Below are 22206 nucleotides of genomic sequence, written 5' to 3' on the forward strand. Positions count from 1 at the left end.
AAAACAGTCCACAAAGGTACGACTTAGAACAGAATATGTACATATGTTCGCCATTCGAACCATACGCTAAATAGGTCGGTACTTACGACTGCGACAGCGTGGTGTCGGTGCCTACGTAGCGCAGCACCATCTCGGTAACGTGATCTTCTAGTTTGCGCTGGTTCTCAGGCGCGGCTTGTTGCCAATCAAAAATCCGCGAAAAGGTGTGCTGGTTTGAGACATTGAAAAATGACAGCGCGCTAATCAGCCAGTGCAGCTCCCGTGGATCTAAGCCTTCGCGAAAACAGCCGGCCTCTAGACCACGAGCATAGACGCTGGTGAGCGCATCAATCACCCCAGCGTTGAGTGACTGAATCAACTCTGACTGCGCCAAAAAGCGGCCATGATGAATGTTTTCGATCATTACCAGGCGAATAAAGTCAGGGTTTTTGGCGTGATGGCAGAAGGTAAAGCGCACTAGTCGACTTAGTGCTTCAAGTGGGGCCAGGTGGTCAAGATCCAGCTCGGCCTCCTGGAGGCGCACTTTCTGGTAGGCGGCTTCTAGGGTATGTAGGTAAAGCGACTCTTTATCATTAAAGTAGTAGTAAATCATACGTTTGGAGGCGCGGGTTTTCTCGGCGATCTCATCGATCCGTGCCCCAGAGAGGCCTTTTTCTGAGAATTCGCGGGTAGCCACCGCAAGAATATCGGCGCGCACGGATTCGGGGTCATTTTTACGCCGTCGCCGCGCGGCAGGGGGGCTGGCCTTGGTCGAAGGGGCTGTCATAGAGCGTGCCTTTTATTGTCGTGATCGTCTTTTGTCTTTTGTCTAGTATGCCACAGCTTGACTGAACGTACCATTTCGTACATTGTTGATTATGACAGTATGGAACGGCTAAACACGCCTCTGCTTTAGGCTTTTCCAACCCCTATAACAACGCCCCGACAAGAGGACAACAACAATGTCTCTAATCTCAAAACGCACGCTGACGGCGGCCCTCGCGACGGCTACGCTGGTTGCCGCAGCGAATGCTTCTGCCCAAACGCTACGCTTTGCCCACGTTGACCCCGATGACTGGACTACCTCCAAAAAAGGCGCGGCGGGTCAGGTGTTCAAAAACCTAGTGGAAGCCGAAACGGATCTCACCGTAGAGCTCTACCCCGCTGGCTCCCTCGGCGGTGAAACCGAGCTAATCGAAGGCGCCCAGGATGGTACGATCAGCATTGCGATGGTCTCCGGCGCCTATGCCAATTTCTGCCCAGCGGTCGCCGTAACGGATATCCCCTACACCTTCCCGTCAGCACCAGTGGCGTGGCAAGTGATGGATGGCGAGTTTGGTACAGCATTGGCCGAGCACTGCTTGCAGGAGACCGGCCTGCGTACATTAGCCTACGGCGAAACTGGCTTCCGTCACTTCACCAACTCCGTGCGCACGATTCAGTCGCCGGAAGATATGCAGGGGCTGAAGTTCCGCGTTCAAACCATTCCACTCTACCTGGAAATGGTAGAAGGACTAGGTGCTGAGCCACAGGGTATTGCTTGGGGCGAAGTGCCAACGGCTCTTGCCACCGGCGTAGTCGATGGCCAGGAGAACCCGATCTCCGTGATCTACGGCAATAACTTCTATGAGTTTCAGGACTACCTCACGCTAGACCGCCACGTTTACGGCGTCGATCACCTGCTGATCAACGATGAGATATTCCAGTCTCTTTCAGAAGAAGAGCAAGCCGCCGTGAAGCGCGCCGCCGTGGTTGCTGGCACCACCGGCCGCGCCATTCAGCAGTTCAATTCGGCGGAGGGGATCACCAAGCTGGAAGCAGAGGGCATGGAAGTGACCCAGCCTAGCGCTGAACAGATGGAAGCCTTCCGTGAAGCGGCTCAGCCACCGGTACAGGCGTACCTGAGCGAAGAGCTTGGCGATGACGCGGAGTGGATTGAGCGTCTCTCTTCCGCCGTGGGAGAAGCATCCGCGCGCTTCTAACCCCCGCCTAATCAAAGCGCTTTGCGAGTGGGCCTTAGGTGGCCCACTCGCGACCCTGCGTGCCTGACCATCGATTGAAGGTGCTCTTATGTCTGCTCTTCTCGCCCGGCTACACCGCGGCCTGATCCTGTTCAATGGCAGCTTGGCAGGGCTTGCCATGGTGCTGATTTTCCTGCTGGTCGCGGGCAATGCCTTTGCGCGCTACACCTATGGCGGCTCCATTACCTGGGGAGAAGACACTGCCATCTATTTGATGATTTACGGCCTAATGTTTGGCATGTCCTGGGCGTACCTGCAGGACATGCATATCGGTTTTGACCTTATTCGACGCCTGCTGCCGCCGCGCTGGGTGCGCTGGCAGGCCGTTGCTGTCGATTTGATGGTACTGGTGATCGGCATTGGCTTAATACTGTCGGCGGTTGAATTTATCGCCGCGCGTGGTGGCCGCACCTCATCAAGCACGGGTATGCCGATGTGGCTGTTTCAAGCCTCCATGCTGACTGGCGGTGGACTGCTCAGCCTCTCTGCGCTGGTGATGGGCGCGCGGCGTTTGAGCGAGCACACCAGTGAAGAGGTGTCCTCATGATCTTTGTACTGCTTTTAGCCCTCGTACTGCTTGGCGTGCCGTTTGCCTTTGCCATTTTGGGTACGCTTACGGTGTTAATGAGCACCGGCGATTTGCCCTACCACATCCGTATTGTCTCGCAGCAGTTTTTCGGCGGCCTGGAGTCCTTCCCACTACTGGCGATACCACTGTTCATTCTGGCCGGCGAGCTGATGAACGAAGCGGGTATCACTCACCGGATTATTAACCTAGCCTCCGCCATTGTCGGCCGCCTGAAAGCCGGGCTGGCACACGTCAATATCTGGGCATCGGTGATATTTGCCGGCCTCTCTGGTTCGGCGATTGCCGACACCTCCGCGCTTGGGCGGGTGTTCATCCCGGCGATGGAGAAAGAGGGCTACCCACGCGATTTTGCCGCTGCGCTTACCGCTGCCTCTTCGGTGATTGGCCCAATTATTCCGCCGAGTATTCCGGTGATTATCTATGCACTGACAGTTTCGGGTGTCTCGGTACCGGGGCTGTTTTTGGCCGGTATCGTGCCGGGCTTTTTGCTGGCATTGGGGCTCTCCATCTACGTCTACTTTTTCGCCGGTGACCTAGGCGCCACGCAATCAAAACAGCAGTCGCGCCGCCATGCCCTGCTCCACGGCCTGCTGCCCGCGCTGATGCCGGTGTTTGTGGTCGGCGCCATTCTCGCCGGTATCGTCACACCCACCGAGGCGGCGGCCTTTGCCGTGGTCTACGCGCTGATTCTGGGCGTGGTGCTCTACCGCAATATCAAGCTGGTAAACCTGCCCGGTATCTTCGCCCGCGCCATGCGCGACAGCGCGGTGATTATGGTCATCATGGGTGCCGTTGCTGCCGGCAATTGGGTGCTGACGTTCGAGCGCGTGCCCAACATGCTCACCGAATGGGCACTGATGAGTATCGATACCCAGTGGACCTTCCTGATTGCGGTGATTCTGCTACTGCTGGTGGTAGGGCTATTTTTGGAAGGCATCGCGGCCATTTTGGTGCTGGTACCGATCCTTCACCCTATTGCCATGGCACTGGGTATCGACCCGCTGCACTTCGGCATCGTGGTGATCTTCAATCTGATGATGGGGCTGATCACACCGCCCATGGGGCTGTGCCTATTTGTCGCCGACTCGGTCTCCGGCGTGGGAATGGGGCCGATTATCCGCCGCATTCTGCCGATGCTCGGCGTGCAGTTTTTGATCCTGCTGCTGATTACCTTCGTACCGGCGCTGGTCACCTTCCTGCCACGCCTGGCGGGTTACTGATATTACTCAAAGTAAGGAGCGTGATGCCATGTACTCATCCATTGCCACGGTTTGCCTAAGCGGCTCGCTGGAAGAGAAGGTAGACGCCATCGCCCAGGCTGGTTTTGAAGGGCTTGAGCTGTTTGAAAACGACCTCACGGCGTTCCCCGGTACACCGCGGGAAGCCGGGGAGCTGATTCGCGCCCGCGGGCTTAAGCTGGTCACGCTACAGCCGTTTCGCGATTTCGAAGGCCTGCGGGGGCGCGCACGGGAGCGGGCGTTTGATCGCGCCGAGCACAAGTTTGACCTGATGGAGGAACTCGGTACGGATCTGCTCATGGCGTGCAGTACCGTCCACCCTGATTCGCTCCCGGGTTTAAGCCGTGCCGCCGATGACTACTATGAGCTGGGCGAGCGTGCCGCGCGGCGTCATCTGCGCGTGGCCTATGAGGCGCTGGCCTGGGGCCGCCATATTCACGATTACCGCGACAGCTGGGAAGTGGTACGCCGCGCCGCGCACCCCAATGTCGGCCTGGTATTGGACACCTTCCATATCTTCTCCCGCCAGACGGAGCTGGGCACCATTGGCCGCATTCCGGGAGACCGCATCTTTCTCGTGCAAACCGCCGATGCGCCGCGCCTCTCCATGGATCACCTGTCGTGGAGCCGCCACTATCGCTGCTTTCCTGGCCAGGGCGAGCTACAGATGGATAAGTTCATGGCCATGCTGGAAGAGACCCGCTACGACGGCCCGCTCTCCCACGAGATTTTTAACGATGTCTTCCGCATGGGCCATAGCGACCAGACAGCCCGCGACGGGCTGCGTTCCTACCATTTACTACGCAGTATGCAGGGCGACAGCGGCATTCCCGCGCCCCAACCAATCGAATCAGTCGCCTTTCTGGAGATTGCCGTTGAGCCCGACGATTTAGCACCGCTGCGCGAGTTACTCAGCGCCCTGGGCATGGCCTGCGTGGGCCGTCACCATACGCTCAACGCCGAGCGCTGGGCGGCGGGCGACGTTAACCTGGTGCTCAACACCGAGGCGAGTTTCACCGGCCGCGTGCCGGGACGCGACGCCACCGCCATCACCGCCATTGGCCTGCGCGTGGGCAACGCTTATGAAGCCTTTAAACGCGCAGACAAGCTTGGCTACGATATTGTCGAGCCTGAAGAAGTCGGCGCCAGCCATCGCATGAGCGCGCTGCGCAATGTGGATGGCAGCCTCTCCTATATCATTGACGACTCGCAACTTAGCCGCACCTGGGATCGCGAGTTCCCTGTCGATGTGCAACCGGTTTCTCAGGGGGCACTGGTGGATATCGACCATATCAGCGTGGCGCTCTCCTACCACGACTACCTTTCGCTGATGCTGCAGTACCGCGCTATTTTCCAGTTGGAGCCAACGCCCTCCTTCGATGTCACCGATCCACGCGGGCTGATCCAGAGCCAGGTGCTGCAGAACCACAACGGCCGCTTCCGCCTGGCACTTAACGCCAGCGCCTCGCCAGATACCGCCAGCAACCGCTTTGTGCGCCAATACGGCGGTTCGGGGGTTCACCATGTCGCCCTGCGCACCAATTCCATGCGCGACACCAGCACAGCGCTGCAGCAAGCGGGCACATCGGTACTACCGATTCCCGGAAACTACTACCGCGACCTGGCCGCACGCGTTGACCTTCCGGCACAAACTCAAGCGTGGATGCAGGCGCACCACATCCTTTTTGATCAAGACAGCAGTGGCGACTTCTATCAGCTGTATACCCAGCCCGGCCGCCAGGCGTTCTTCTTTGAGCTGGTGCAGCGGGAAGGTTACCAAGGGCTGGGCGCACCGAATGCCTTTGTGCGCGTAACGGCACAGCAACGCCTGGAAGCTGAAATTGATGGTATTGCTCAAGAAACGCCAAACCACGACTCAGGAGGGAGCCAAGCATGATCAAACTCGGGCTGGTAGGGGAAGGCATTGCTAAATCGCAATCCCCCGATTTGCACGAACGCCTGGGTGCCTCGTTGGGCGAGCAGGTACGCTACGATTTAGTCGATAGCCGGGGGGCGGATTTTGACTTTCCCAGCGCCATACAAAGGCTGCGTGCCGAGGGCTACCGGGGCACCAACGTTACTTTCCCCTTCAAGGAAAAAGCCGCACAGTTGGCCGATATCTGCGGTGCAGGCGTACAACGGGTAGGCACCGCTAACACCTTGCTGTTTGACGCTGAGGGGCTGCGCGCTGAAAACACCGATTACACCGGCTTTATCAGTGCCTACCGTCACTCTTTCGGCAGCCAGCCTGCTGGTGAGGTTCTGTTGATCGGCGCCGGTGGCGTAGGGCGTGCGGTGGCGTGTGCGCTGGGCGAGCTTGCCGTCAGTTGCATACACATTCTTGAACATGACAGCGCCCGGGCAGAGAGCCTCAGCCGTGATCTTAATGCTATGGGCATTAACGCGACGTGCATCATGCCAGAGCAGGCGCAGCAAGAATTGCCTCATTGGCAGGGCGTGGTCAACTGCTCCCCCATTGGTCACATCAACCATCCCGGCTGCCCAATCGATACCGCCGGGCTAGGCGCCCAACACTGGGTCTTTGATGCGGTTTACATCCCCGCCCACACCGAGCTGTTAAACGCCGCCCATCAGGTGGGTGCCAAAACACTTTCGGGTGTTGATCTGTTTGTGTTTCAGGGCGTGGATGCGTTTCGCTTCTTCACCGCCGACTGCATCGCCTCTGAACAGATCGATCCGCATGTGATACCGCTACGTACGCATTATATCGAGCAACTTGTCACGCCTTCTGTTCACTCCATGCCATGAAGCGCAAGAGAAATAGCGTACAATTATTCTCGAACTCAACCATTTGCCTTCATGCGCTAAGGGGCCGCCATGCTCGCTATTCTTGGGATTACCACGCCCATATTCCTACTGATTGGCTTAGGGTATATAGCGAGATGGAGCGGCATTATCCAGCGCGAGCAGATGCAGGGGGTAGGTGTATTTGTGCTCTACTGCGCGCTGCCCGCACTCGTGATTCGAGCATTAACCCAGCAGCCTCTGGAAGATATTTTCAAGCTCAACTATCTGCTTGCTTACGGCCTGGGCTCTATTGCCGTTTTCATTGGGGGGTTACTGCTCTGCTTAACACTACAGCGCCAGCCACTAAATGCCAGTGCCATGCAGGCACTCGGCATGGCAGCAGCTAATAGCGGTTTTGTCGGCTATCCAGTGGCAGCCATGGTGATCGGTTCGCCTGCAGCAGTGCTGTTGGCGCTCAATATGATCATTGAGACTCTGATTATTATTCCTATGGCGCTGATTATTGCCGAAATGGGCAGCCATCAAGGTTCCAACGTATGGAAAACGGTTAAAAAGACGGCGCTTAGCCTCATCAAAAACCCAGTATTGGTAGGCTTGCTGATCGGCATTTGCCTGGCCGTTTCCGGTATTAAGATTCCCGCGCCGCTGTTTAAAGCCATTGATATGCTGGCCGAAGCAGCGGGCCCAGCAGCGCTGATTGTGATCGGTGGCGCGCTGTTTGGCTTGCAGGTTAAAGGTATGGCGAGCGCCGTAGGTCAAATTGTGATCGGCAAACTGCTTATTCACCCCCTGCTCATTTTCATCGCCTTCTATTTTGTTCCCGGCATTGATCCACTTTATATGGCCGGTGCGTTGCTATTTGCTGCCGCGCCGATGATCAGCATTTACCCACTGTTTGGCCAACGTTATGGTTTAGGCGGCGTTAGCGCTGCAGCAATGCTTGTAGCGACGATAGCTTCCTTCTTCACGCTTAGCCTGATAATCGGTTTGATGTCACTCTTTGGGCTAATGCATTTTGAATAAGTGTAGGATTATCAAATTATGCCATACCTGTATTCGTGATCGTGTGCACACATTGGAACGTCTGGGGCTTGCCAAACGCGTGAATGTCGAGGGCAAAAAGCGCGCGATTTTTGTAAGCGAGCCACTAACCACATCTAGGCAGATTTCGCTTAGATCGGTAATGTCTCTTTCCACTGCCAGGGCAGCAGCGTGCTGAAGTCATCATCGTCGAGGGTGGGCAGTGTCGCGAAGACATACTGCAAGTAATCGTAAGGCGAGAGACCATTGGCTTTGGCGGTTTCGATCAGGCTGTAGATCGCCGCACTGGCTTGAGCGCCGCTCGGAGTATGGCTGAACAACCAGTTTTTACGGTTATGGAAGGGTGTGGTCTTTGAGTGCTCTGAAAGATGGTCAGGATAGATGCTGATTTGCTCGGCAGTTGATGCACTTAGCAGCATCTACCCTGTGTTGCTTGAATGTTGGTGGTCCCTATAAATCCTGCATAATTAGAGACTCTGTAAAAACGCCAACACGCTGTCCGATGGCTGGTACCGCGGCAATGCCTGGGAAGGCGCCTGGATGCTTTTCAATGCCCGATCCTTCATCGCCAGATCTGCTTCGACATATTTGTGAGTGGTCTCCGGGCTTTCATGCCCGAGCCATAGCGCAATGACGGTGATATCAACACCGGCTTGCAACATATGCATGGCAATGGAATGTCGAATCAGATGCGGAAATACTCGTCGTTTGGCCAGTTCGGGATATTGCGCAGCGACTGCTCTGACCGCAAGCTTCAAGCGTTCAGTCACACCTATGCGCGTCAGAGTGGTGCCTGATCGACTTGGAAACAGCGGTTGATCAGGCTGGCGAGGATAGGCTCTTAACCAGCGTTTAAGCTGCGCGGCCGTCTCAGGCCACAAGGGTGTCGACCGTTCCTTGCGTCCTTTGCCGCGAATACGCACGGAAGCGCTGGGGCCAAGCACCAGATCTTCTAGCCGCATTCCGATCAGTTCGGAGACGCGAGCGCCGGTATTGTAAAGTGTTGCTAACATCACCCGATCCCGCTGTCCCGTCCAGGTATTGCGATCCGGTGCGTCAAGAATCGCTGCCATGTGTTCACGCGAAAGGAACCCAATCAGTTGCTGTTCAAAACGCTTCATGGGGATGGCGAGCACGGACTGCGCGGTGGCAAGGGCCGAAGGCTCCTGAAAGGACACGTACTCCATGAACGACCGGATCGCCGCAAATCGTGCGTTACGGCTGCGAACCGAGTTGTGGCGCTCCTCTTCGAGGTAGTGAAGGAAATCCAGAACGAGCGTGGCGTTCAGATCGTCCATCGTAAGTTCGCTGGGATGTTTTCCAAGACGCCGATGGGCAAATGTCAGCAGCAACCGAAAGGTATCTCGATAGGCTGATACGGTATTCGGACTGGCCTGGCGCTGCTGCATCAAGCGCTGCACAAAAAACTGCTGTAGCAAGCACGGAAAAGTTACCGGCACCGAGGTACTCATAAGCCACCTCCTTGAAATTGTTCCAGGCGTTGAGCTGCCCGGGCCAGCAACTCGGGCGTTGCGGTGAGATACCAGTAAGTGTCGGTGATCTTGGCATGACCGAGGTAGGTAGATAGCGCCAGGATATGGCAGTCGATGTCGAGGCCCTGCGCATACCAGCGCTCAAGGTTACGGCAGGCAAAGGTGTGGCGAAGATCATAAATACGCGGTGCCGGGTGACCGCCTCGGGAGCGCCAATGCAACCATTGTCGCAATAGTTTGAATGCATATTCCAGGCCCTGCGTGGTCGCGGGTCGGCCGTAGTCAAAGAGGAAGAAAGCCTCGGTAGTAGCCGCAAAAGGATCTCGATCTCGTTGCTGTACGTAGCGCTGCAAAGCCTGTGTCGTGGTGGAGTGCAGCGGTACCCAACGTGACTTGCCGAACTTGGTGTTCTGGATATGCAGCAAACTGCGATCGAGATCGACATCTGGGCGTTGCAAGCCGGTGGCCTCCGATGTCCGCAGTCCCGTCGAAGCAATCAGTCCAAAGAGCGTGGCGCAACAGATCCCCCGCAAGCCGCCGGGCGGGTGTAGATCGGCACAGGCCACGAGCAGCGCACGGATCTCGGCGTCAGTAAAAACATGTGGCGTCAGACGACGGTGAGCGGGTCCAAAGCGCCCACGGGGCGGAATCTCAGTGGCCGGATCGAACTGTTGGCAATAGCGGGCGAAGGGGCGCAAGAGTTCCATTCGGCGGGCAGCGGTGAGCGGACCTGGTCGGCCTGAGGCGCAAGCCCACTGTTCAGCCAGCTGCATGGTCAGAGCTCCCCCAGGCGAGATATGATCAGCGAACCGCGCGAACCGCGCCAGTTGTTCGCCCTCGATCTTTAATGCAAAGCCGGCCTGTCGGCGGTAATCCAGATAGGCGTCGACCCGAGCGGTAAATGTCACAGGAGTGCTCATGACAACCTCCCCGGCCACGGTAGAGCCACCTGAGCCAACGCCTCAAGATCGACTTTGGCATAGATTGTGGTGGTATCCAGACTGCGATGGCGCAGCAGGTCGGCGATCTCCTTGAACCGGGCGCCGCCCTGCACCAGTCGACCGGCCAGGGTATGCCGCAGAATGTGAGTCCCGCGAATACAGTGTTCGAGTCCACAGCGCTTCGCCGCATAACGAATGGCGTTGCGCACGATATCCGGATCAGCTGCCGCATTGAGGGGTGGCCGGTGCCGAACGAACAGCTCTCGGCGCGTGGTTTTCGGTCGACCATCCAGCAAGTACTCGGCGATAGCATGCCCAGTGACATCGGGCAGAGGCAACACATCGGTGCGTTTGCCCTTACTGCGAATGATCAGTGTTCCGGTCCGCCAATCCACATCGTCCAAGCACAGACGAGCCACTTCTGTTCGACGCAAGCCCAGATCGAGCAGGCAACGCGCGATTGCGTAATCGCGCTTGCCAGTGGCCTGGTAGCGATCGAAGGCACCGAGTAGCTGATCTATCTCTGCGTTGGACAGAACCTGCGGCAGTCCAGCCAGCCGCCACTGCGCGATCCGAGGCAGAGCGGCGATCAACGCGGAGGTCTGCTCGCCCTGACTGGCCCGGAACGCGAAGTAACAGCGCAACGAAGTGGTGGCGGTAAGTATCGACGCCGGAGCCCAGTCCGCCGTGTAATGGGCGATAAAACGGATTACATCCGACAGTCCGAGCCGCTTCAGGTGCACCGGCCCGGAGCTAAAACAGTAGATGAGAAAATCGCGCAAATGACGTAACCGGACTGAACGCGTGGTTGGTGCCAGTCCTCGTACCTCAGTAAGATGGCGGTCGAAATCCTCAAGTTCTGTTGCGATAGGAGCGGAAACCGGGGAACTATCCGCCTGGATACCATGCCCCTTAGCACAGAGCATCGCAAACAGATGCCCAAGCGCAGCGTGCATCTCGCGAGGTGCGCGTCGGCACCGGACGGCACATCGACAAACCGGCAGGTGCTCATCCATAAAGCGGTTAACCAGCGCTTCATCGATATCGCCAAGACCGACTTGTTGCGTCCTGCACCAATGGGCGAAATGCGCGACGCTGCTGAAATATCCCTGGATCGTACCAACCGCGTAACCGCGCTCGATTAGGAACTGAACATAAGCATCTTCATTATTACTGAGCGGCGAATCGGCAAACCACTGATGCGCCAGTGCATACAACGAATGAGTAGACTCAAACATGGTGGCTCTCCTTCCTGATGAGGGGGAGCTAAAACAACACCACCAGTAATTATGGAAGGCAAATCATCACTGCCAATGGCACGAGGCAGCGGTAAGAAAGCGATCTTGAAGGGACTATCTCAGAAACTTTCCATAACTGAGGGTTGAGGATAATTACGCCCCACCACGAACGGGCGGATAGCGTTCTCCGCCGGATTGTTGTCCAGCGGGATCAGGCCATCGTCCAGGAACCGGGTCAGGCGGGGCCACTGGTTATCCAGGTAGTGCAGGGCTTTACCCAGCGCACTTTTGGGCAGCACCTGGGCCAGTGACTTGTCGAGCCAGGTGCGCAGTTGATCGATCAATGGGCGGCTCTTCTGTTCACGCAGCGCGTGACGCGCCTCGGGTTCAAGGGCCTTCGCCTGTTTTTCCACGCTGTATAGCTTACGGATCTGGTTCAGCGCCCAGTCCGCTTTGCCGGTCTTCCCCTTGGGCTGCACCTTCTGGGCCTCGACGAACTTACGCCTGGCATGCGCCCAGCAGCCCGCATGGGTGATCCCATTACGGCGCACGACCTCGGCGTAGCCTTCATAGCCATCGGTGATTAAGCGCCCCGCATAGTCGCCTAGCAGATCAACGGGCACCCGTCCGGCGCGGCTGGCCGCGTAGTTGAACAAGACCACCTGCTGGCCCGGCGGCCCACCGCGCTGCACCCACATGTAAGACGTGGCACTCGCTTTACGATCCGCTTCTTGATTCACCTGGAGGGTGGTTTCATCCATATAGATCAGCGGGGCGTTTAAGAGATGTTGGCGCAACGTGTTGATCAGCGGGGTGATCCGTTCTCCCGCTTGCACCATCCAGCGCGCCAGGGTATTGCGGGGGATCTCGGCGCCATGGCGGGCAAAGATCTGGCTCTGTCGATAAAGCGGCAGCGCGTCCTGGTATTTAGCCGTCGCGATATAGGCGAGCAGCGTGGCGCTGGCATTGCTCTTGGGCAACAGCTTGGCCGGCGCTGGGGCGGTGTTAACGCCCTCTTCGCACAGCGGGCAGGCATATTTGCGTCGCACATGACGGATCACCTCGATCCGTGCGGGCACCACATGCAACTCCTCGCTAACCTCTTCACCGATCACCTTTAGCGCGGTGCCGTCATCGTGGCAGTGGCGAGCATGATCGGGCAGTTCATGGACGACCTCGACACGCGGGAGTTCTGGCGGTAGCGCAACGCGCCCGCCGCGCGTGCGACGCTTAGCAGGCGTAGCGGTGTCGATCGTCGCGTCATCAACAGTGGTGGTGCTCTCCGATGCGTCTTCCTCGTCCACCGCCACTTCCGCTTCATTGATCAGAAGATCCCGCTGGTCGACACGGTACTTCTCAGTAGAGGGGCCGAACTGACGCTCCAGGGCAAGCCGGAACTGTTCAAACAACGACTGCTTGGTAGCCTCCCACTGCGCTTCCTTTTTCTCCATCAACGCCAACAGCCGCGCATTTTCAGCGTCAGCAGCGGTCAGCTTGCGCTCAAGCTGGGTAACCGTCGGTGAGGAGGAAGTGGCGTTTTTCATATTGCATAGTTTACCAAAAACGCCCTTAAAATAGGAGCGCTACGGCTATCCAACCCGCTGAAAATCCAACGCTTTGTGAGGCTGCATAGCCTTCAGGTTATAGCCATCCAGCAGCCAGTTAAGCTCTTGGCCGGTTAACGTCACGGTCTCACCATTAAGGTGCGTTGGCCATTTAAACCGCTCACGTTCTAAACGCTTGTACCACACCACAAAGCCGTTACGTTCCCAGAACAGCAGTTTCACTTTATCGCGCTGGCGATTACCGAACACGAACAGCGCTTGATCAAACGGGTTCAAGGCCATGGCTTCCTGCACCAACAGCGCCAAGCCATCAATTTGCTTGCGCATATCGACGGGTTCTCGGCACAGATACACCTGTAGATCAGTGCCTGGGCGAATCATGCGACGACCTCCACCGCGACAAACCGGGCGGGACGACAACGCGGTGGCACGGGAAACCCTTGCACGATTAACCGTTTTTCCCACGCCATCAGGTCGGCTAACGTCACGGCTTGTGCTTCGGCATAAGTACTTAACGGTATCTCCAATGCGGCGGCATAAGACAGGTGGCCTAACCAAAACGCTTGAGTGGAATTGAGTTCGCGGCTCATGATGATCTCCAAAATCAAAGAAACCATCAGTGTGATCAGCCAACATTAATGTGGGTAGATGGGTTTTATGGCCTTGCAATTACCCACAAGTCATCAGCTACATAAGCATACTGTTGATAAAGTAAAGCCCGATGTGTTTTTTTGGCTTCTCAGTTCGTTCGATATGATAAGAGGTATCAATATGGGACAACATTGGGTGAACGAGGAAATGACTGGCTGCGACTTGGGGGACGCGCGACTGAATCAAAGGTTGGCTGTCATGCTGGAAGCACTCGGTGATCGGCCAGACAAATCACTACCCACCGCATTTCAGGACTGGGCCAATACCAAGGCCGCCTATCGCTTCTTCGCGAATGAGAATGTCAGCGAGGACAAGATTTTGGAGGGACATTTTGCCGCCTCAGCTTTGCGCATCCAAGCCACCGATGGCCCCATCTTGATCCTGCAGGATACAACCGAGTTTTCCTTCAAGCGCTCGTCACCTGAGAAGATTGGTTTCATCAATGAATCAACCGGGCGTAAGATGAAAGAAGGACGGCACCTTAAACATACCGTCTGCGGGCTTTTAATGCACGCTAGTCTGGCTATCACAACGGAAGGGTTGCCCTTGGGCCTGACAGCTGCCAAATTCTGGACGCGGAACAAATTCAAAGGCACAGAAGCTCTCAAGCGCAAGGTTAATCCGACCCGCGTACCCATCGAGCAGAAAGAAAGCATGCGTTGGCTCGACAACCTGCAGCGTTCTACTGAGCTTGCAGGTTCTCCTGAACGGTGCGTGCATATCGGTGATCGCGAGAGTGACATTTTTGAACTCTTTTGTCTGGCTCAAGATCTTGACACTCACTTTTTGATCCGCAGTTGCGTTGATCGTCTCGCCGAGGAGGGAGGCACTACGATTTCTCAAGTGATGGCCGAGACTCAGGTCAGTGGAACACACGATATTCACTTTCGTGACAAGCGAGGCAATCAACAGCAGGCGACCCTATCGGTCAAGCATGCAAAGATGACAGTTTGTCCACCGATGGGAAAACAGAAAAAATACCCAAAACAGAAGCTGGGTATTATTTTTGCAGAAGAGAAAAACCCGCCCGAAGGGCGTTCCCCTATTATCTGGAAGTTGGCCACTAACCTTCCCGTTGCCACTCACGCCGACGCAGTGCAAAAGCTTGTTTGGTATTCACGGCGTTGGAATATCGAGACATTCTTCAAGACACTGAAAACGGGTTGCCGCATTGAGGATATACGTCTCGCTACAGCAGATCGACTTGCCAACTGCATTGCGCTCTGCTGTGTCGTGTCCTGGCGAATATCATGGTTGACTATACTGCGGCGCCAATCCTCAACGACCTCTCCTGCAGCTGTTTTTACTGATATTGAAAGAGCTCTTCTCGACCGATCAATGCCGTCAAACAGACAAGGCACACGACGCGATATAGCTTTTTATATGACCGCTGTCGCTCGCCTGGGTGGCTATCTGGATCGCTCAAGTGATCCTTTCCCAGGGCCCACCGTTCTATGGCGAGGCTTCATCCGCTTAGCAGATCTCGTTGCTGGATTCCAAACTGCCAATCCAGATGCATCATCGGCTTGTGGGTAATTGCAAGTTTTATGGCGCGCTTACCTAATAACCGAAGGCAGCACAATTTATTATGCATGCGGGATAGCAGTAATGGCGCATGAAGCGCAAGGAAACCTACGCACCTAACATTAAGATGCGTAGGAGCGTTCGAAAAAGCCCAATAACGTAACGGAGCCTAGCGTTCGGCATTCATACCAAAATATCGCCCCACCAGCTGCCGGTACCAGAACATTCTAAAAATATTGATCACCCCGAGCAGCACCGGCAATAGATAAACAATAAAGGACGCATTTTGCATAGCGGGAAAGAGATTTGGCAGCATAAATACCATCATGACGCCTAAAAAAACAATGAGATTAAAGTAAAATGCCTGTCGCTCATACCCACACAGATTAATCATGACAGACTCAACAACACCAAGTTGTGCGGTAGCAATATAAAACCCAAGCGCAACCACAAAAAAAACCGATGCTAAAAAATTACTTATATCGACAAACACATACAAATAAATAAAAATAAATAGCGTTAACGCGGGGAACAGCGTAGCGATAATAACTTTCACTTTACGACGCAGGCCCAATACAAACTGACCATCAAAATGCTTTGCCAATATCATTTTAGATAAAGCAGCCGTGCCATTATTGATCACTCCCCTAGGAACAGCGGATATAGAGCTAAAAACCAAGGCCGCAATGGAGGCAACAATCGCGATATCGCCCCCGCCCAAAGCGGCAAAAAAGGAGGGAAGAATGAAGCTTACACCCCCACTTGCCGCATTTGACAGGCCCACCACCAAGCTTGAGACCGTTTTATCCTTAGATATCAATGCTACAGCGTCTCCACTAGGCGCTTCGCACGATTGATAATAGCGCCAGAAAAAGACGACACACAGCGATACTAAATATGAAAAAGACAAGAAAACAAAAATAGCAGAGCTATCAATTTTATCTTGATAAACATCCCCCCCCAACATACAAGCAATGAACAAAAAACCTATTAAAATATCGTTCACCAATAGCCGATAGAAATCTTTCTTAAAAATAAGATAATTTCTAAACACCTGATAAACCGATGTCGAAATCACTAATAAAAACAGTGAAAAAAAATCTGGAATAATCAGAAACCATGACACTAACAGTAAAGCAACGAGAGATACCGCACCTCCAACAACAACAGATGACAACGAATAACTTAAAAAGGTATTAACGCTACTTTCTATCGCCATACCTTTAACGAGTATCGTAGAAAACCCTATCCCACAAATCATCACAAAAAACGCAGCAAGCGTATACTGCGTGGAAAAAGTTACCACCTCTTCGCTTGCGATAAAGAACATTGAAAATGTAATAACAAATATTCTAAAAGCACCAGGCGTGGCTGCTGTCATGATAGGTAATGAACGTAAAATAAAGCTCGGCAGCGGTGCCATAAAGCAATCTCTTGTAGCCAAATGAAGAAACTAGCACGGCTCAAAGTATACGCGCCAATCGCTATACGATGGAAATCAACCGAAGAATGCGTGCATCCAGCACGCCCCTCTTCTTGGGTGCGCTGACGCTTACGCAATGGGATGGACTCCTCCTCACCCTACTCCGGCGTCAGTGCGCCATACTGGTAGGTGGTTGGAAAACTATCAGCTTGAGAGTCAGGAGAAGCCCATATGAACATTAGCCGAGTTGGTGTGGATATCGCAAAGTCTGTCTTTCACGTACATGGCGTTGACCGGCATGAGAAGCCTCAATGGCGAGGTAAATATACCCGGGCCAAGTGGCTGGAGGCTGTCTGTCAACGCGTTCCTCAAGGCGCCACCATCGGCATGGAGGCATGTGCATCGGCGCATTATTGGGCGCGCGAACTTCAAGCGCGTGGCTACCATGTGAAGCTCATAGCGGCCCAATTCGTGAAACCTTACGTTAAAACGAATAAAAATGAGGTTCTTCGTCACTTCACGTGGATTTGGCCTGATCGAATAGGCGGCCCACCGGGCTGCCAATCAGGTAGATCATGGCGATAAAGTTGGCCTCGTTCCGGTAGCCACGTGCCCGTGACCGAGCCGCTTGGAACAGACCATTCATTCCTTCCAGTCTTGCGTTCGTCAGTCCCGAGAGCCAGCGTCTGACCACCGCGTCGGCGTGCCGCTCAAGCGTCGCCAGGGCTTTCCCCATCGGCTTCAGCAGTGACTTTTCAGACACCGCCGCCTGCATGACCTTGAGGTAGTTCGTGATGCGCCACCGAGCCGCTCTGGGCGTTGGAGCCTTCTGGATCCAGCGTAGCTTCTCCTTGATCACCCAGGCATCGGCCGTGGCGCTCTGATCGGCCACCAACTCCTGGAGCGCCGAAAGCTGTTTGGGTGTCAGGTTCTTGTTATCCAGGTTCTTCAGCAGGGCCCAGCGCAGCGACTTGGGGTGCCCCTGCTCCCGGCGCTCTTTCTTGCGTACCTCGTCCAGCCGCTTGGTGAAGGTCTGTACGATATGGAACCAGTCGACCGTTACCTCGGCCTTGGGAAGGTGCTCGGTCACGCCGCTAAGGAAGGCTGGCGACATATCGCAGACGACCTCGACCACATTATTCGGGTCGCCGCCATGGGCCGCCAGGAAGGCGCTGAAAGCCTGGATGGCATCCTTGCCGCAGCCTGGGACGGCAAAGATAACCGGTTCCCGCTTGCGCTGCATGTCGAGGAACACCGTGACATAGCGATGACCGCGCCGGGAGGCGGTTTCGTCCACGCCGACCGTCACCACCTTGGACAGATCCAGTTCCCCCAACATGCGGCCAACGTAGTGGTGCACGATGCGCCATAGTCGTTTGTCGGAAATCTCCAACTGGCGGGAGACGGCCAGTACCGGCATCTCCTTGACCAGTGACATGGCCGCTTGCTCGAACAGCAGGGTAAAGTCGCTGCCCGGCCGGGCCCAGGGCACCTCTATGCGCTTGACGCCATGGTCAGGACACTTCGTGCGCGGCACGCGAGCATGCAGGTAACAGTGATGCTGAAAGAAGTTCAGATGCCGCCAGGTTTTGTCGGCAAAGTCATGAGCTTGGCAGGCCTTACCACATTCTGGGCAGGGATAGAAACTGCCTCGCTCCGCCTCGACATAGAGGTTCAGGCGGTGGGGCGACACGGCGGTATCCAGGTACTGGTTCTTGAGGATCCAGGGCGCTTCCAAGCCCAGGCCGAGTGTTAGAATCTGGGTGCCGTCCATGTCATACCTCCTGCCGCTGTGGAGGTCATATTCTGGCCCAGCTCAGGGGGCGAATTCCACACCCAACGTCGAAGAGCCCAAAAATACGAAAGTTCGCAGCATGGCTTCAAGGAAATTGCGCACTAGCACTGGGTCTACTGGATGCACTTGGCGGTAGGCAAATAAAGATGCATTTCCCTCAATCGCCCCATACCACGTAACATGCCATCACGTGCTAAAAAAAAACCCATCATCCCCGTAATCATCCAGGGAATAAATGGCGCATTAGAAATTAGCCGATCACCGCTGATAAAGCTCCGAATACCAACCATAACGGCTACCAAAGCAAACGGCTCAAAAACCATCCAGAACCAGCCCATGCGGTCAGCCATGGTGCGGGAAATAGCTTCCCGCATAAACATGGCGTACCAAACACTACGGGTAACTTGCCAAGGCGTACGGGCGCCTTTAGGCGCACCTTTTACATTTGCCATAGCTCTACTTTTTGAAAGTGAAATAAGTTATGCGGCTTTTAATTTGCCACGGACACTCACTGAAAACACGGACAAGGTCAAAAGAATAATCTTTAGTTTTATCCGTGCTTTCCATGTCTTCCGTGGCTAGAGCCGTTACAAATCAACTGCGACGCGGGTGGCAACAGCGATTTGGAATAGAATCTGCGTGAGCGTAGACGCTAGCTGCAGGTTGTGGGTAGGTGCGGCAGGCATGACGAGGATTTCATCGCCAGGGCGCAAGTTGACGTTGCGTGCATTCTCTACTGCGCCGTTCTGACGAACCACTAGAATGTGGTCTTCATCAGCGCGGTTAGTGAACCCACCAGCGCTTTCGATGTAGTCAATCACGTTCATGCCAGGGCGAAATACAGCTGCTTGGGGCACAAGCACTTCACCGCTGATTAGCATCGAATCGCTCAACTCAGGAATGGTGATAACATCGCCATCTTGCAGGCGAATATCAGAAATTTGGTCGTTGTAAGCAACTACCAAACGGCCGCTGGGCTCTAGCTCACGGGCACGCTCAATGAAGTTTTGGATAAGCTCAGCTTCTTGGGCACGAATTTGCGCTTCTTCATTAGTACTGGATTCAGCACTGAGATAGGTAGTTTCTAAGCGACGCAGGCTGTCTTCCATAGACTGCTGCTGCTGCTGCCTAACGCTTTCGCGCTGTAACGAGATACTTTCCACCGCGGTCATGTTTTCCGGTACGGGGATGGCATCTAACAGTTCACTTAAGCGTGCATCGCGGGGTAACGCGTAGCGTGAAGGCCCGTAGTAACTGCCCTCTACTTCAACCACGATGGTTTCACTACGCTTGTCGGCGCTAAACAGCACTTCATCGCCACTACGAATGGTTTGGCCGTAGAACATGTCGATAGGGAAATATTGTGCAATAGGCCCATCTTCTCGGTTGCCGCGCAGCAGAACATGGGAAACACCGCTTCTTAAGCGTGCCAGATTCACTAACTCAGCGCCACTTAACTGATTGCCCAGCAATTCATAACGGTGTTCGCGGTGTACATCGCCACCCACCGCAATCGCGGGGCCGCGCTCTTCGACGACGATAGTATCGCCATCTTCAAACTGCGGCCGGGCAATAGAGCCATTGATAAGGAAATCGTAGAGGTCGACCGTGGCAACCGTACGGTCGTTACGCATCACGCGAATTTGCCGGTAGCTGCCCAAGTCTTGGTCGATACCGCCTGCTTGATCGAGAAAATAGAGTACAGAATCGTTCGGCGTGCCTGCGAAACGGCCAGGGTTTTCAACATAGCCGGTGACGAAAACAGCAACGGGCTGAACACCCTGCACGTTGGTGTAAACCTGTACGTTTTCTGGGTAAACCGATGTGATGGCACCGCGCACACTGCTCTCTACCTGCTGGCTGTTTTGGCCCTCTACATTTAATGGGCCAGAACCAGGAATAAAGATATTACCTTGAGCATCCACGGGTAACACGCGCTCAAACTCAAACGCACCCCAGGCACGCACGGTAATTTGATCACCGGGCTTTACTTGGTAGCTAGCATTCAAGCCATCGCCCATCGCGCCACGAAAGCCACCGCTAAACAGGTTGGCCCCGAACGGGGGTAATTCATCTGGGTTTTGCGGCTGTGCGCTGACGGGCCCATAGGTGCCGCTACGCCAATCGGCTCGGGGCGTATCATCTACCTGTTCTTGCTGCTCACGGGCTTGCCCTTCCGGCAAAATAGTATTGGGTAGGCTAATGCTTTGTGCCCAACCCGTCGTGCTTACGGCACTGCTCATAATAACCAGCGAAGCAACGGCAAGAGGGCGTTTAAACGAGAGCCGTTTAAGAAGACGAATAGCGTTCATTATTAGCGCCCTTGTGCTGCTGTTGATGTCGCGGAAGTGCTTTGGCTCAGCACTCGCTGATTAACCCAACCATTGGGTGTCTCACAGGTAAGTGCAGTACGAGCAGCGCCACTTCCTGACTCTACTACCCGCAACTGCCGACACGCCCTACCACTGGCCGCGAGGTAGGGGGCATCTGCAATAATTTCGACATTATCGCCCCAGGGGCTGCGTACTAGATTCATGACTGCCCCAGCAGGCGCTTGAGATAAAAAGCCATTGAGGTTGTCGTCGCTCAGCAGTTTGGCTGAGTCGGTATTCAGCACGTACTGCGCTTGCTGTTGTGTGCTGTTGGGATAGGTAGCGCAGCCGCTTACTACGGCAACGCTTAACGCTGCCAGCAGCATGCGAGCTGGCCGCGTTAGAAAAAATGGGCTATTTGACATGATGATTTCCAGTAAAAAGGCACGCTACCGCCCAGGGATTCTAACGGGCGTATTCCCTTGCCCTACGCTGTGCGGCTTAAAAAGTGGTTAACCTGTGCTCCTGAATTCATAGAATAACTGCAGCACTTTGGATCATACGGTAGAGGCAGGAGGGCCAGCAGCGGTACCCTCTCCGCCTTACCGACCAAAGTGAAGCAGAGTATGGGATACCGACAACTGACCCAGGCACAACGATATCAAATTTTTGCCCATAGGGATGTAGGATTGAGCCAACGTCAGATTGCTCAACAGCTTGGCATTCACAGCAGTACCGTGAGCCGTGAGCTGAGACGTAATTCGGGTGCCAAGGGATATGAACCCGCACAAGCGCAGCGTTACAGCGATCAGAGACGCCGCTCCGCCTGGAAGTGGACAAAGCAACTCCCTAGCCTGATCAATGCCGTAGCTGACAGGCTTAGAGAAGAGTGGAGTCCAGAGCAGATTAGCGGTTTTATGGCGCCGTTGACGGGGATAGGAGTTAGTCATCAATGGGTCTATTCGCTGATCTGGGACGATAAGGCCAAGGGTGGCGATTTGTGGCGACACCTCCGCCAGCCCAAGCGTCGCAGTAAACATCGTGCCCATGCCAAAAGTGCAGGACTAGGCAAGATTCCTAAGCGTGTGGGGATAGAGCATCGGCCACCTGCTATCGAAAAACGCCTCACCATCGGTCACTGGGAAGGCGACACGGTGCTTTATGGGCACAAGCAAGCGGGGATAGTGACGTTGGTAGAGCGACGAAGTGGCTACTTGTTGGCGGCACGTCTGCCAAAGGTAACGGCAGAACTAACGCAGAGAGCCATGGTCCGTTTACTTAAGCCTCGTCGGGGCGCGGTGAAGACGATCACGCTAGACAATGGCTCGGAGTTTGCAGACCACGAGACGGTCGCAAAAGCGGTTAGCGCCTCCGTGTATTTCTGTGATCCTTACTGTTCAGGCCAGCGTGGGACAAACGAGAACACCAACGGCCTGATCAGGCAGTATTTTCCGAAAGGTACAGACTTCCGGAAGGTGACTAATGCAGAGCTGCGACGCGTTGTTCACAAGCTGAACGATAGACCCAGAAAGCGGCTGGGATATCGAACCCCAGCCCAGGTGTTTTTAGGAGAATATTCAGGAGCACTAGAAACCGCAGGTGCTGCACTTATTAGTTGAATTCAGGC

The 22206-nt window shown here is 55.0% G+C and carries 19 protein-coding genes and 3 pseudogenes; 9 read left to right on the forward strand and 13 right to left on the reverse strand.

Annotated elements, in window-relative coordinates:
• Positions 1–82: 82 nt before the first annotated feature.
• On the reverse strand, positions 83–766 hold the full coding sequence (locus ACQE2I_RS17450) for a TetR/AcrR family transcriptional regulator (protein ID WP_427029271.1): 684 nt from the start codon (positions 764–766) through the stop codon (positions 83–85).
• 175 nt (positions 767–941) lie between these two features.
• Between ACQE2I_RS17450 and ACQE2I_RS17455 the strand changes: the two genes are divergently transcribed.
• The 6 genes from ACQE2I_RS17455 to ACQE2I_RS17480 all read left to right on the forward strand — a co-directional run bounded on the left by ACQE2I_RS17455 (position 942) and on the right by ACQE2I_RS17480 (position 7619).
• Complete coding sequence (locus ACQE2I_RS17455; protein ID WP_427029272.1) at positions 942–1961, forward strand: DctP family TRAP transporter solute-binding subunit; 1020 nt, start codon at positions 942–944, stop codon at positions 1959–1961.
• 88 nt (positions 1962–2049) lie between these two features.
• The gene (locus ACQE2I_RS17460; RefSeq protein WP_427029273.1) at positions 2050–2547 is read left to right on the forward strand and encodes a TRAP transporter small permease; all 498 of its coding nucleotides are present in this window, start codon (positions 2050–2052) and stop codon (positions 2545–2547) included.
• Positions 2544–3809, forward strand: a complete 1266-nt coding sequence (locus ACQE2I_RS17465; RefSeq protein ID WP_427029274.1) for a TRAP transporter large permease — start codon at positions 2544–2546, stop codon at positions 3807–3809. Before ACQE2I_RS17460 ends, ACQE2I_RS17465 begins: the two co-directional genes overlap by 4 nt.
• A gap of 28 nt (positions 3810–3837) precedes the next feature.
• The gene (locus tag ACQE2I_RS17470; protein WP_427029275.1) at positions 3838–5724 is read left to right on the forward strand and encodes a bifunctional sugar phosphate isomerase/epimerase/4-hydroxyphenylpyruvate dioxygenase family protein; all 1887 of its coding nucleotides are present in this window, start codon (positions 3838–3840) and stop codon (positions 5722–5724) included.
• Positions 5721–6596 carry a shikimate dehydrogenase family protein gene (locus ACQE2I_RS17475; RefSeq protein WP_427029276.1) on the forward strand — a complete coding sequence of 292 codons (876 nt, stop codon included), beginning with the start codon at positions 5721–5723 and terminating at the stop codon, positions 6594–6596. The genes ACQE2I_RS17470 and ACQE2I_RS17475 overlap by 4 nt, the downstream gene beginning before the upstream one ends.
• Before the next feature lie 69 nt (positions 6597–6665).
• Positions 6666–7619, forward strand: a complete 954-nt coding sequence (locus ACQE2I_RS17480) for an AEC family transporter (protein ID WP_427029278.1) — start codon at positions 6666–6668, stop codon at positions 7617–7619.
• A gap of 149 nt (positions 7620–7768) precedes the next feature.
• On the opposite strand, the pseudogene ACQE2I_RS17485 reads toward ACQE2I_RS17480, so the two are convergent.
• The 7 genes and pseudogenes from ACQE2I_RS17485 to ACQE2I_RS17515 all read right to left on the reverse strand — a co-directional run.
• A pseudogene (locus tag ACQE2I_RS17485) lies at positions 7769–7969 on the reverse strand (transposase domain-containing protein); the annotation flags it as partial.
• 135 nt (positions 7970–8104) lie between these two features.
• Positions 8105–9109 carry a site-specific integrase gene (locus tag ACQE2I_RS17490; protein WP_081193853.1) on the reverse strand — a complete coding sequence of 335 codons (1005 nt, stop codon included), beginning with the start codon at positions 9107–9109 and terminating at the stop codon, positions 8105–8107.
• On the reverse strand, positions 9106–10050 hold the full coding sequence (locus ACQE2I_RS17495; protein ID WP_081194004.1) for a tyrosine-type recombinase/integrase: 945 nt from the start codon (positions 10048–10050) through the stop codon (positions 9106–9108). Before ACQE2I_RS17495 ends, ACQE2I_RS17490 begins: the two co-directional genes overlap by 4 nt.
• Positions 10047–11309, reverse strand: a complete 1263-nt coding sequence (locus ACQE2I_RS17500) for a site-specific integrase (protein WP_081193851.1) — start codon at positions 11307–11309, stop codon at positions 10047–10049. Before ACQE2I_RS17500 ends, ACQE2I_RS17495 begins: the two co-directional genes overlap by 4 nt.
• Positions 11310–11464: 155 nt before the next feature.
• Positions 11465–12853, reverse strand: a pseudogene (gene tnpC / locus ACQE2I_RS17505) (IS66 family transposase); the annotation flags it as partial.
• Positions 12854–12898: 45 nt separating this feature from the next.
• On the reverse strand, positions 12899–13255 hold the full coding sequence (tnpB, locus tag ACQE2I_RS17510) for an IS66 family insertion sequence element accessory protein TnpB (RefSeq protein ID WP_125749665.1): 357 nt from the start codon (positions 13253–13255) through the stop codon (positions 12899–12901).
• Complete coding sequence (locus ACQE2I_RS17515; RefSeq protein ID WP_125749668.1) at positions 13252–13464, reverse strand: hypothetical protein; 213 nt, start codon at positions 13462–13464, stop codon at positions 13252–13254. The genes tnpB and ACQE2I_RS17515 overlap by 4 nt, the downstream gene beginning before the upstream one ends.
• Before the next feature lie 58 nt (positions 13465–13522).
• Between ACQE2I_RS17515 and ACQE2I_RS17520 the strand changes: the two genes are divergently transcribed.
• Positions 13523–15061, forward strand: a complete 1539-nt coding sequence (locus ACQE2I_RS17520; RefSeq protein WP_427029279.1) for an IS4 family transposase — start codon at positions 13523–13525, stop codon at positions 15059–15061.
• 157 nt (positions 15062–15218) lie between these two features.
• On the opposite strand, the gene ACQE2I_RS17525 is transcribed toward ACQE2I_RS17520, so the two are convergent.
• Positions 15219–16472 (reverse strand): hypothetical protein, encoded by a 1254-nt coding sequence (locus tag ACQE2I_RS17525; protein ID WP_427029280.1) that lies wholly within the window; start codon positions 16470–16472, stop codon positions 15219–15221.
• A gap of 381 nt (positions 16473–16853) precedes the next feature.
• Here ACQE2I_RS17525 and ACQE2I_RS17530 point away from each other — a divergent pair.
• Positions 16854–16976, forward strand: a pseudogene (locus tag ACQE2I_RS17530) (IS110 family transposase); the annotation flags it as partial.
• A 13-nt stretch (positions 16977–16989) separates the two neighbouring features.
• On the opposite strand, the gene ACQE2I_RS17535 reads toward ACQE2I_RS17530, so the two are convergent.
• The 4 genes from ACQE2I_RS17535 to ACQE2I_RS17550 form a co-directional block, all read right to left on the reverse strand.
• On the reverse strand, positions 16990–18246 hold the full coding sequence (locus ACQE2I_RS17535) for an ISL3 family transposase (RefSeq protein WP_427029281.1): 1257 nt from the start codon (positions 18244–18246) through the stop codon (positions 16990–16992).
• Between the two features lie 134 nt (positions 18247–18380).
• Positions 18381–18719, reverse strand: a complete 339-nt coding sequence (locus tag ACQE2I_RS17540; RefSeq protein WP_427029282.1) for a hypothetical protein — start codon at positions 18717–18719, stop codon at positions 18381–18383.
• Between the two features lie 135 nt (positions 18720–18854).
• The gene (locus ACQE2I_RS17545; RefSeq protein ID WP_427029283.1) at positions 18855–20579 is read right to left on the reverse strand and encodes a polysaccharide biosynthesis/export family protein; all 1725 of its coding nucleotides are present in this window, start codon (positions 20577–20579) and stop codon (positions 18855–18857) included.
• A 2-nt stretch (positions 20580–20581) separates the two neighbouring features.
• Positions 20582–21004 carry a DVU3141 family protein gene (locus tag ACQE2I_RS17550; protein ID WP_083006182.1) on the reverse strand — a complete coding sequence of 141 codons (423 nt, stop codon included), beginning with the start codon at positions 21002–21004 and terminating at the stop codon, positions 20582–20584.
• A 201-nt stretch (positions 21005–21205) separates the two neighbouring features.
• On the opposite strand from ACQE2I_RS17550, the gene ACQE2I_RS17555 reads away from it, so the two are divergent.
• Positions 21206–22198, forward strand: a complete 993-nt coding sequence (locus tag ACQE2I_RS17555; protein ID WP_193054299.1) for an IS30 family transposase — start codon at positions 21206–21208, stop codon at positions 22196–22198.
• The last annotated feature ends 8 nt before the right edge of the window (positions 22199–22206 follow it).

It is taken from the genome of Halomonas sp. H2 (assembly GCF_050215315.1).
In the GTDB taxonomy this organism is placed as follows: domain Bacteria; phylum Pseudomonadota; class Gammaproteobacteria; order Pseudomonadales; family Halomonadaceae; genus Vreelandella.